Below are 11192 nucleotides of genomic sequence, written 5' to 3'. Positions count from 1 at the left end.
CGCGACGGCCTGAGCTCGCGGCGCCGCTCGCGCCTACGCCGGCTTGCCGCGCTGTGGCGTCGCGAGGCGTTTGCGTGCCTCGTCGATCCGGGCGCGGGTGCGCGGATCGCGCGCGAGGCGCTTGGCCTCCTCGGCGATGCGCCGGCCCTCGGGGCCACGAGCGAGTTGGCGAACCTGTTCCTTGAAGCGCGTCGACATTCTGCCCTGGACGTCCCCTGACCTGACGGTCAGCAAACGCGCGAATGCCGCTCAGTGTTGCTCAGCGTCACGCTCGATACGGGCGCGCAGCTCCGGCCCTCGTCCAGCCGACACCGCGCGCGCCGCGCGCTCGTCGGTCAGCGCCACGCCGCGCGCGGTCGCGAGGTCCAGCAGCTCCTGGCGCTCGTCGTTCTCGCGCGCCGCACGCAGGAAGAGCCAACAGAAGAGGCCGATCGTCAGCAGCGACTCCTCGACCATCATGATCGAGCCGGCGACGACCTGATCGGTGCCGGGCGCCAACCCGTGCGCCGCCTCACCGGCGGCGTAGGCGGGGTAGAACGCGCTGCCGCCAAAGAGGAACGCGTTGGCCAGCGCAGCCCCCACCAGCCGCACCGCCACGATGTACCCCGCCTTCCAGGCCGTGTTGAACCACGCCGGCGTCGGCAACGGCCCGAAGAGGCACATCCACATGTTGGCGCCGAAGAAGATGAAGCACAGGTGCTGCAGCGCGTGGACGCCGTCGTGGTGCAGCGCGGCCTCGTGGAGCGCCGGGATGTGCCAGGCATACAGATCGATCGCCCACAGCGGCAGCGCGACCAGCGGATGGGCCAGCACCCGCAGCCGGTCGAAGAGGCCGATGCGCAGGATCGGGGCCAGCAGGGGACCGGTGAGGCCGAGCACGAGCAGCAGCGCGCCGAGGTCGGTGATCACGAGGTGCTCGACCATGTGCGCCCAGAACAGCTCCTCGCTGTAGGTCGACAGCGGCGAGACGAGCCCCGCGACGATCAGCGCGACCCCGCTGTAGAACGACCACTGCCGCAGGCCCGGCACCGCGCGCGGCGTCCCGTCCAGCGTCCGCACGCGCCGCGCGTAGAGCGCCACGCTGACCGCCGCGGGCGCGAGCTGCAGCGGCGCGAAGGTGAAGCTGGCGGCAGCCAAAGAGCTCATCCGGCCGCAACCGCTCCCACGCCGCCGAGCGCGCACACGATCCCCACGAGCTGCGGCGCGCGCACGCGCTCGTGCAGCACCATCGCGGCCAGCAGCACGGTCGCGACCGGGTACATGCCGCCGAGCACCGAGACGACGCTGAGATCGCCCTCGGTCTGGGCGATCGACAGCAGCGCCGTCGCCAGCAGGTCGATGCAGCCCACCGCCGCGATCCCGAGCCCGAGCCGCGCCGCCGGGAAGGCCGGCCGCAGGCGCAGGACGACCAACGCCACGAACGGCACCGCCGACCCGCGCGAGACCACCAGCGTCCACGGCACCGAGACGTCGGCCGGTGCATCGATCAGCACGAAGAAGCCGCCGAAGCCGATCGCCGACAGCAGCGCCAGCCCGAGTGCCTGGCGCCCCGCCGCGGTCGCCTCGGCGCCGTCGTGCTCCTCGCGCGAGGCGAGCACGACGCCCACGACGATCGCCGCCAGCCCCACCGTGGTGACCACCGACGGTCGGTTCCCGGTCGCGATCCCGACCACGACCGGCAGCGCGACGCCGGCCGAGGAGATCGGCGCGACGACGCTCATCGTCCCAATCGCCAGCGCGCGGTAAAAGCAGCCGAGGCCCACAACCCCCGACAGCCCGGCGCCGACGGCCGACCAGAAGTCCTGGGGATCATCGAAGAACGGGCCGCCCCAAATCGCCGCCACGATGACGATCACCACGAGGCCGCCGCCCTCGACCAACAGGAGGACGACCGGGACGCTGATGCGGCGGCTAGCGAGCCCGGCGAGGAAGTCCGCCAGGCCCCAGGAGGCTGCGGCGGCGAGGGCGAGCACGATGGCCATTGCCCGAGGATCGTGGCAGGGTGCGCGCGGCGAGGGGCACGGCCGGCATCGGCGGCGCCACTTCGATCGCCGAGACGGGCCGCGGGGCCTGCTGGGACACCGTCGATCCGGCCGGCCCGAACACCAGCTGGCGCAGGTAATGCGCACGCCCGACACCGCCGTCGCCGACCGTCGCGACCGCCGCCACGGCCACTCCGACGAGCACGACCGGCAATGCCGCGCGCGAGAAACGTCGGCGCGCGTCTCCCCCGCCCGGTACCGTCCCGCGCGTGCGCCGGCTATCCATCGCGCGCTCGGTCCAACTTGCGCTTCTTGGATTGACGATCGCTCTCACAGCGATCGCGGGATTCGGCGTGGGCGCGCTGTACTCCTCCCGGCAGCATTACGAAGACCAACTCGCCCATGCCTACGAGGTCAAAGCCTCGGCGGGCAAACTGCTGGCCGCCTCGGTCGTCGAGGAGGCCACGCTGCGGGCTCCTAGCGCCGATCGGACCCCGGCCGGCGACGCCCGCGCCAGGGCCGCCTACACCCAGGCGCTGACCGACACCCGCCGCCGCGCGGCCGACGATCCGCAGAGCATGAAGCTCGTCGAGCAGGCCGGCGCCGCGCAGGGGCGCCTGCGCCGGCCCAACGCCCCCTCAGGCGCTGCGCTCGCCGCCCGCGCGCCAATTGCCGCCCTCTCGCGCCGCCAGGACGACCGGCTCGGCAAGGCCGACGACGCCGCCCGCGACGACTCGCGCCAGGCGCTCGCCTCGATCACCGCCGCCGGCGGCCTGGCGCTGGCGGGCGCGATCGCGCTGGTCGCGCTCCTGCTGGCCGGTGTCCGCCGTCCCCTGGAGAGCCTCGTTGACGCCTCGGCGCGGCTCGCGGGCGGCGACCTGACCGCGCGCGTCAACGACAACACCGGTCCTGACGAACTGCGCCAGCTCGGCCGCTCCTTCAACGCGATGGCCGTCGACCTCGAAGAGGCCAACGAGCGGCTCGAGGCCGAGCGAAGAAGGCTGGCAGTCACGGTCCGCAGCCTCGGCGACGGCCTGCTGATCATCGACGAGGAGGGCCTGGTCTCCTCGGCCAACCCGCGTGCGCTGCGCCTGGCCCCGGAGTTGAAGGTCGGCCATCCGCCCGAGGTCGGCGGGCTCGTCCTGCCGCCCGTCGACGAGGCGCTCGGCGTCGAGATCCTGTTGGAGCACGACGGCCGCACGCTCGCCGTGACCGCCGCGCGGCTGGAGGAGCACGCTGATGGTGGCACCGTCTGGACGCTGCGCGACGCGACCGAGCGCGCCCGTCTGGAGCGCCTCAAGAGCGAGTTCGTCGCGACCGCCTCGCATGAGCTGCGCTCGCCGCTGACCTCGATCAAGGGCTTCGTCGAGCTGCTGCGCGCCGGCGACGGGCTCGACGACCGCCAGCGCGAGTTCCTCGACATCGTCCTGGTCTCCACCAACCGGCTCGTCGACCTCGTCAACGATCTGCTCGACGTCGCGCGCCTGGAGGCCGGGCGTGTCGAGGTGCATCGCCGGCCCGTCGACGTCGGCGAGGTCCTCGCGGACGTCACGACGCTGCTGGCCGGGCGGATCGAGGCCAAGGATCAGGAGCTGAAGATCGACGTCGCCCCCGACACGCCGCGGATCCTGGCCGACGCCACGCGCCTGCGTCAGATGCTCACCAACCTGGTGACCAACGCGCACCTTTACACCGACGAAGGCGGTCGCCTCAGCCTCAGCGCCTCCCAGCTCGGCGCGGGCGTGCGGATCGAGATCTCCGACACCGGCCACGGCATGACGCCCGCCGAGCTCGAGCACGTCTTCGAGCGCTTCTCGCGCGGGGCCGGCTCGACCGGCACGCCAGGCACCGGCCTGGGCCTCTCGATCGTCAAGTCGCTGGTCGACCTCCACGGCGGCACGATCGACGTCGCCTCCACGCCCGGCGAGGGCACGACCTTCGCGATCACGCTGCCCGCCGCGCCGGGCCCGGGCGTCGTCACCCGCCCGTCCGACGCGCTGCGCGGCCGCCGCGTCCTGGTCATGGACGACGAGCCCGAGACCGCGCGGCTGATCGCCGAGCGGCTGGAGCCCTTCGGCGTCAGCTGCGAGATCGTCCACGACGGCGCGACCGCGCTGGAGCGGCTGCGCACCGAGGACTTCGACGCGATGACGCTCGACGTCCTGATGCCGGGCGTCAGCGGCTTCGAGGTCCTGCGCGAGCTGCGCGCCGACCCGCGGCTCGCGGATCTTCCGGTCGTCGTCGTCTCGGTCTTCTCCGGCCGTGAGGCGCTGAGCGGCGAGTGGGTCGTCTCCAAGCCGATCGACGCCGAGGAGCTGGCCGACGCGCTGGGCTCCGCCGTCATGGCCGGCCGTGTCCGGGTCCTGGCCGTCGGCCGGCCCGACATGCGCACCAACCTGCGCCAGGCGCTGGATGACCTCGCGATCGAGCACGAGTGGGCGAGCACGCCGCTGGAGGCCGCGCGGCTGTGTGCCATGCGCCGCTTCGAGGTCGCGCTGGTCGATGCGGGGCTGCCCGACGTCGAGGCCGCGATCGCCGGCCTGGACCTGCGCGGGCGCCGCCTGCGCCGCTCGGTCGTCGTCGTCTCGGCCGACGACGACGGCGGTGCCCCCGGCTTCGCGCGGCTGGACGCCGAGCCGATCTCCGTCGGCGAGGCGGGCGCCGCCGTCCTAGCCCTCTTGGAGCCCGCAGCCGCGGCGGACTTGTAGGCTCGCCGATGGAGGACATGCCAGGCAAGGGGACCATCACCGATATCTCGGTGCTGCAGGAGCGCTTGGCCACCGTCGAGCGTTCGGCCGCCGAGAAGGAGCAGCAGCTCGAGCGCTATGCCGCCGATCTGCGCGAGACGTTCAAGCGCGAGCGCGAGCGTCGCCATGAGCTGCGCCGCTCTTACATGGCCACGGTGCGGGCGCTGTGCAACGCCGTCGAGGCGCGCGATGCCTACACCGGCAAGCACGCCGAGCGCGTCGCCGCCTATGGCATGGAGATCGCCCGCGTCCTCGACGCGCCGTTCTGCGACGACCCCGAGGTCGAGTTCGGCTTCCTGTTGCACGACGTCGGCAAGGTCGCGGTGCCCGACTCGATCCTCTGGAAGCCCGAGCCGTTGACGCCCGAGGAGCGCACGCTGATGGAGCGCCACTCGCTCGTCGGCTGGGAGATCCTGCGCGAGATCGACTTCCTCGGCGAGGCCAAGCTCGTCGTCCGCCACCACCACGAGCGCTGGGACGGCGCGGGCTATCCCGACGGGCTGGCCGGCGACGCGATCCCGCTGGCCGCTCGCGTGTTCTCGGTCGCTGACGTCCTCGACGCCCTAACGACCATCCGGCCCTACCGGCCACCGTCGCCGCTTGCCGTTGCGCGTGACATGATCGCCGAGTCCTCCGGGACGCAGTTCGACCCCGAGGTCGTGGACGCGTTCATGCAGATCTCGCTCACGCGCCTCGACGACATCCGACGCGAGGTCGGCTGACGTGCGCAGTGTCCTGATCGTTGACGACGACCCGTTCATCCGCAAGCTCGTGTCCACGACCCTCGAGGACGTCGCGGGCTTTCAGCTGCACGAGGCCGCCAACGGCGTCGAGGCCGTCGCACTGGCCTCCGAGGTCCACCCCGAGCTGGTGTTCCTCGACATCGACATGCCGCGCATGGACGGCATCGAGGCCTGCCGGCTGATCCGCGCGCAGGACAACGGCGCGGCGAAGGCGACGATCGTCATGCTCACCGCCGCCGGCGCGCAAGAGAACGAGACTCGGGCCCGAACTGCGGGCGCCGACCTCTTCCTCACCAAGCCGTTCAGCCCGCTCGACCTGCTGCGGCTGGTCGACGAGCTGGCCTGAGCGGGGCGCGCCCGCGAAGGCGCGCCCGCTCGATGACTCCTAGCCGCGGTCCCCGCGGCCGTAGAGGAACTTGAACAGCTTGCTCAGCCGCCCCGTCATCTTGGCGTTGTAGGGGTACATGTGCGGGTCCTTCTTGAGCGCGAGGGGCGTGATCAAGACGGCCTGCTGCTGGCAGTACTTGCGGATGCCGCCGGCGCCGTGGCGGGTGCCGAGGCCGGAAGCCTTGGCGCCGCCCATCGGCAGCTCCAGCGCGCTGTAGTTGACCAGCGCGTCGTTGACGCAGACCGCGCCGGCGTCGATCCGCCGCGCGACCGCCTCGGCATGGCCGGTGTCCTTGCCGAAGACCGAGGCGCCCAGACCGTAGGGCGAGTCGTTGGCCAGCGTGATGGCCTCCTCCTCGTCACGGACCTTCATGATCGGCAGCGTCGGCCCGAAGGTCTCCTCGGTCATGGCCAACATGGTGTGGTCGACGTCGACCAGGACCGTCGGCTCGTACCAGTAGCCCTTGTCATGGTGGCCTCGCGAACCGCCGACGACGACGCGGGCGCCCTTGGCCTTGGCGTCCTCGACGTGGCGCTCGACGATGTCGACCTGCGGCGGGAACGTCATCGACCCGACGTCCGCGGTGCCGGCGCCGCCGTCGCCCTGGCGCAGCGCGCGGGCCTTCTCGGTGACCTTCGCGACGAACTCGTCATAGACCGGCGACTCGACGTAGACGCGCTCGATCGAGATGCAGGTCTGCCCGCCGTTGAGCATGCCGTAGTACAACGCGGTGTTGGCGGCACGCTCGACGTCGGCGTCGGCCAGGACGATCATCGGGTCCTTGCCGCCGAGCTCCAGCGAGACCGGGGTGAGCGTGTCGGCGGCGGTCTTCATGACCTTCTTGCCGGTCGCCGTCGAGCCGGTGAACATGATCATGTCGACCTGATCGACCAGCGCGGCGCCGGTGGCGCCCAGGCCGGTGGCGACCTGGAAGACGCCGTCGGGGATGCCGCACGCCTTCAGGCCCTCGGCGAGCTTGAGCGAGGTCAGCGGGGTGATCTCCGACGGCTTGAGGATCACGCTGTTGCCGGCGGCCAGCGCCGGGACGCAATCGCCGAACGAGTTGGTCAGCGGGTAGTTCCACGGTCCGATGACGCCGACCAGGCCGAGCGGCTTGTACCGCAGGCGCAGCTTCTTGCCCTTGACCAGGATGGCGGAGGACTTGACCTTCTCCTCGGCCAGGTACTTCTCGGCGTTGGTGGCCCAGAAGCCGAAGGCCGCGGCGCCGTAAGAGATCTCGGCGATCAGCGCGTCCTCATAGGTCTTGCCGGTCTCTGACCGGATGACGGCGATGACCTCCTCCTGGTGGTCGATCAGCCACTTCTGCATCCGCTTCAGGATGCGCCCGCGACCCTCGAAGCCGAGGGCCTCCCACGCCGGCTGAACCTCACGGCCGCGCCGCGCCATGGCGGCGATCTCCTCGGCACCGAGATCCGGACAGTGGGCGATGACCTCGCCGGTGGCCGGGTTCTCGACGGCAAACTCGCGCGCAGCGGGGACGGCCACCTCGGGGGCGGCGACATCGACCTGCTCCTGCTCCTGGATACCTGCCATGCGTCCATCTCCGGTCGCGTTGCTTTGACGGGGTGTCAAGCCTACCGGCTGATTGTCCGCACGGGAAACGGCGTCACCTGCTCCGCGTCACACTCGTTACGAGAACGTCGTGCTCCGCCGCCATCTCCTCTTCTTCTTCACGGGTGCCCTGCTGGCGCTCGCCGCCGTCCTGGTCGTTCGCGCAGGCGACGATGGGGCCGCCGCGGGGTCCGGTGTGTCCCCGACCACGTCCACCGCGACGACCGCGGGGTCGGCATCGCGCTCCGTGCGCCTGCGCTCGCACCGGCGCGCGCTCCGGGGCCACCACGCGAGCGTGAGCCCGTCGCCGTCCTCCAGCGCCGCCGCACCGGCCAGGGCGCCGCGCTCCACGGGCGGCAGCGCGCGCCCGAGCCCGACCGGCTCGGGCGTCGAGCCACGCCCCGGAACCGAGACCGTTCCCACCGACCCGGCCGCGTCGACGCCTGGCGGCACCACGGAGACCACCCCCGGCGACGGCAGCCAGACCACCGTGCCGCCGTCGGATCCCGGCACGAGCGCGAGCACCGGCGCCGCCACGCCGCCGGCCGACAGCAGCGCGGGGGTCACGATCCCGAACCCCGCCACACCCGACGCATCCGTCGCTCCCTGAATTGGTGTAGTCCACTTCTCCTTGCTGGTCTATACCAGTAGTGCTACGGTCTGGCCGGCACGCTTCACCGAGGAGGAGAAAGAGATGTTCCCCACGTTCCACCCACGGGCAACCGTCGCTGTCTTGCTGGCGACGTCGCTCGCGGCGCTCACGGCGCTCACGGCCGGCTGCGGGTCCAACGACGACAACAACAGCTCGGGCAGCTCGACGACGGCCTCGTCTTCGGGCGCGGGCGCGAAGATCGCCCTGCTCCTGCCCGAGAACAAGACCGCGCGCTACGAGAACCAGGACAAGCCGTTCTTCACCGCCAAGGTCAAGGAGCTGTGTCCGAACTGCGAGATCATCTACGAGAACGCCACGCAGGACGCCGCCAAGCAGCAGCAACAGGCCGAAGCCGCGATCACGCGCGGCGCCAAGGTCCTCGTCCTCGACGCCGTCGACGTCGCCTCGGCCGGCTCGATCGTCAACCGCGCCCGGCAGGCGAAGATCCCCGTCCTCAGCTACGGTCGCCTCGTCGCCAACGCTCCGCTGGACTACTACGTGTCGATCGACCCCTTCAAGGTCGGCCAGCAGCAGGCCCAGGTGCAGCTCGAGGCGCTCAAGGCCGCCGGCAAGGCCAACCCCAGGATCGTGATGATCAACGGCTCGCCGACCGACTCCAACTCCGCGCCCTACAAGAAGGGCGCCGAGCAGGTCTACAAGGCCGGCGGCGCGAAGATCGTCAAGTCCTATGACACGCCCGACTGGTCGCCCGACAAGGCCCAGCAGGAGATGGAGCAGACGATCACGGCGCTGGGCAAGACGGGCTTCGACGCCGTCTACGTCGCCAACGACGGCATGGCCGGCGGCGCGGTCGCCGCGATGAAGTCCGCAGGCCTGAGCCCCAACAAGCTCTTCGTCACCGGTCAGGACGCCGAGGTCACCGGCGTGCAGCGGATCCTCACGGGCGAGCAGCTGATGACCGTCTACCAGCCGCTGAAGGAGATCGCGGGCAAGTCGGCCGAGATCGCCGTGCCGCTGGCCCAGGGCAAGCCGGTGCCGTCAGGCATCACGACCAGCAAGACCGACAACGGCGCGGGCCAGGTCCCGTCGGTGCTGGTCCCGACGCTGGCGATCAACAAGGACAACATCGAGAGCACGATCATCAAGGACGGGTTCTTGAAGCCGGCCGACGTCTGCACCTCGGCCTACGCGTCGGCCTGCAAGGACGCCGGCATCCAGTGACGGCGGAGCTCCCTCGCAAGCTGTCGCGCGCCAGCCCCAAAGGGACGCAGCTGCGTTCGATCATGGAGGACTTGATCGACGCGCTGAAGCCCGGCGACCCCCTCCCCTCCGAGCGCGAGCTGGCCGAGCGCTACGGCGTCGCGCGGATGACCGTGCGCGCCGAGATCACCCGGCTGGCCGCGGAGGGGATGGTGGAGCGCGTGCAGGGGCGCGGCACGTTCGTGGCCGAGGCGCGCGTGGCGCAGGCGGCGACGCTCAGCTCGTTTACCGAGGACATGCGGGCCCGCGGGTTGAAGGCGGGCTCGCAGGTCCTCGGGCAGGAGACCGAGCCGGCCGACGAGCTCGTCGCCGGGCGGCTGGGGATCGCGCCCGGTACGGCGGTCGTCCGCGTGCGGCGCGTGCGGACCGCCGACGGCGAGCCGATGGCCTTGGAAGAGGCGTTTCTGCCCGCGGCGCGCTTCGGCGCGCTGGCGGCCGAGGATCTCGAGGGCGCGTCGTTGTTCACCGTGTTGGAGGAGCGCTTCGGCGTGCGCTTCCCGGCAGCCGATCAGCAGGTCGTCGCGGTCGAGATCGTCGGCGAGGACGCCAACCTGCTGCGTGTCGCGCCCGGTCGCGCCGGGCTGAAGTTCCACACCATCTTGCTGGACGCCGACGAGCAGCCGCTGGCCTACGCGTGGTCGCTCTTTCGGGGCGACCGCTATGAGATCCGGCTACGCCAGGAGCGCCGGCTGTGAGCGCAGGCGCGGGCGGGATGGGTGTCCGGATGACCGCCGAGATGGCCGAGCAGCCGCGCGTGCTCGCCGCGCTGGCGGGCCGCCGCAGCGAGCTCATCGCCGAGCTGCGCGCCGCCCTCGGCGACACCGCGCCCGCCGGCATCGTCCTGGTCGCGCGCGGCTCCTCCGACAACGCCGCGGTCTTCGGCCGCTACGTGCTGGAGCTGGCGACGCGCCGCCCGGTGGCGCTGGCCGCGCCGTCGCTGATCACACGCTACGGCGCGCAAGATCGCCTGGACGGCTGGCTGGCGGTGGGCGTCTCGCAGTCGGGCCGCACGCCGGAGATCGTCTCGGTGCTGGAGAGCTACGGCGCCGCGGGCGCGCGGACGGTCGCGATCACCAACGACCGCGAGAGCGTGCTCGCCCACGCCGCCGACGCGACGATCGCCACGGCCGCCGGGGCCGAGCAGGCCGTACCGGCGACCAAGACGGTGACCGCGCAGTTCGCCGCCTTTGCGGTGCTGGCCGAGGCGCTGGCGGGAGACGCGGGTCGCGGTCGCCTGCCGTGGGACGCCGGTGCGTGGGACGCGCTCCCCGACGCCGTCGGCGAGCTGCTGGCCGACGTTGGCCCCGCGGTCACCGCAGCGACCGCGATCGGCGCCGCGCAGGGTCTCGTCGCCATCGCGCGCGGCCTGCTGCTCGGCGCCGCGCTGGAGGCCGCGCTCAAGGTCAAGGAGTTGACCGGCATCCTCGCCGAGGGCGCCTCAGCCGCCGACTTCCTGCACGGCCCGATCGCCGTCGTGCACCGCGGGCTGCCCGTCCTGACGCTCGCTGCCGGAGGCCCGACCGCCGCCGACGTCGCCGAGTTCGCCGCCGCGGCCCGCGAGCGCGGCGGCCGCGTCCTGGCGATCGCACCCGACGGCGACCTGCCGATCCCAGCCGCGATCGGCGACGGCCTCGCCGCCATCCCCGCGATCATCCGCGCCCAGCAACTCGCCCGCGAGCTCTCGCTGCTGCGCGGCATCGACCCCGACGCGCCGTTCGGGCTGTCGAAGGTCACGGCGACCAGGTAGCGCTGCGTCCTTGGCGCTCAGTGCGCGGCGTTGGTCGGGGTGCGACGCGTGATCCGTCGTCACCGAGGAGAGCGAGCGGGAGCGGCGCCACGTGGCGCAGCCGGTCGTCCGCTCACGCCGTGGATCCGTGTCGTCTGGTG

Annotated in this window: 11 protein-coding genes; 7 read left to right on the top strand and 4 right to left on the bottom strand. The window is 72.0% G+C overall.

Features of this window, described 5'->3' with window-relative positions; all coding sequences use genetic code 11:
• Positions 1-33: 33 nt before the first annotated feature.
• Genes VGO10_RS15160 through VGO10_RS15150 form a run of 3 tightly spaced genes read right to left on the bottom strand, consistent with a single transcriptional unit; the run spans position 34 to position 1982 of the window.
• Positions 34-198 (bottom strand): hypothetical protein, encoded by a 165-nt coding sequence (locus VGO10_RS15160; RefSeq protein ID WP_327469801.1) that lies wholly within the window; start codon positions 196-198, stop codon positions 34-36.
• Between the two features lie 51 nt (positions 199-249).
• Positions 250-1146 carry a cytochrome c oxidase assembly protein gene (locus VGO10_RS15155; protein ID WP_327469799.1) on the bottom strand — a complete coding sequence of 299 codons (897 nt, stop codon included), beginning with the start codon at positions 1144-1146 and terminating at the stop codon, positions 250-252.
• Positions 1143-1982, bottom strand: coding sequence for an EamA family transporter (locus tag VGO10_RS15150; protein ID WP_327469797.1), 840 nt, complete (start codon positions 1980-1982; stop codon positions 1143-1145). The genes VGO10_RS15155 and VGO10_RS15150 overlap by 4 nt, the downstream gene beginning before the upstream one ends.
• A 269-nt stretch (positions 1983-2251) precedes the next feature.
• On the opposite strand from VGO10_RS15150, the gene VGO10_RS15145 reads away from it, so the two are divergent.
• From VGO10_RS15145 to VGO10_RS15135, 3 genes are read left to right on the top strand one after another with little or no spacing between them, the layout of a single operon-like run.
• Positions 2252-4690 (top strand): ATP-binding protein, encoded by a 2439-nt coding sequence (locus tag VGO10_RS15145; protein ID WP_327469795.1) that lies wholly within the window; start codon positions 2252-2254, stop codon positions 4688-4690.
• A gap of 8 nt (positions 4691-4698) precedes the next feature.
• The gene (locus VGO10_RS15140) at positions 4699-5451 is read left to right on the top strand and encodes an HD-GYP domain-containing protein (protein WP_327469793.1); all 753 of its coding nucleotides are present in this window, start codon (positions 4699-4701) and stop codon (positions 5449-5451) included.
• 1 nt (position 5452) lies between these two features.
• On the top strand, positions 5453-5818 hold the full coding sequence (locus VGO10_RS15135; RefSeq protein WP_327469791.1) for a response regulator: 366 nt from the start codon (positions 5453-5455) through the stop codon (positions 5816-5818).
• Positions 5819-5857: 39 nt separating this feature from the next.
• On the opposite strand, the gene VGO10_RS15130 is transcribed toward VGO10_RS15135, so the two are convergent.
• Positions 5858-7414: an aldehyde dehydrogenase family protein gene (locus tag VGO10_RS15130; RefSeq protein ID WP_327469789.1), complete on the bottom strand. Its 1557-nt coding sequence runs from the start codon at positions 7412-7414 to the stop codon at positions 5858-5860.
• A gap of 109 nt (positions 7415-7523) precedes the next feature.
• Here VGO10_RS15130 and VGO10_RS15125 point away from each other — a divergent pair, with 109 nt between their 5' ends.
• From VGO10_RS15125 to VGO10_RS15110, 4 genes are all read left to right on the top strand, one after another.
• On the top strand, positions 7524-8042 hold the full coding sequence (locus VGO10_RS15125; RefSeq protein ID WP_327469787.1) for a hypothetical protein: 519 nt from the start codon (positions 7524-7526) through the stop codon (positions 8040-8042).
• Between the two features lie 84 nt (positions 8043-8126).
• Positions 8127-9266 (top strand): substrate-binding domain-containing protein, encoded by a 1140-nt coding sequence (locus VGO10_RS15120; protein WP_327469785.1) that lies wholly within the window; start codon positions 8127-8129, stop codon positions 9264-9266.
• A gap of 62 nt (positions 9267-9328) precedes the next feature.
• Complete coding sequence (locus tag VGO10_RS15115) at positions 9329-10000, top strand: GntR family transcriptional regulator (RefSeq protein WP_327469783.1); 672 nt, start codon at positions 9329-9331, stop codon at positions 9998-10000.
• On the top strand, positions 9997-11052 hold the full coding sequence (locus tag VGO10_RS15110; RefSeq protein ID WP_327469781.1) for an SIS domain-containing protein: 1056 nt from the start codon (positions 9997-9999) through the stop codon (positions 11050-11052). Before VGO10_RS15115 ends, VGO10_RS15110 begins: the two co-directional genes overlap by 4 nt.
• Positions 11053-11192: the final 140 nt, after the last annotated feature.

Source organism: Baekduia sp., from assembly GCF_035996765.1.
GTDB lineage: Bacteria > Actinomycetota > Thermoleophilia > Solirubrobacterales > Solirubrobacteraceae > Baekduia.
Note: the sequence above shows the minus strand (reverse complement) of the source record. Positions and strands in the feature narration are given on the sequence as shown.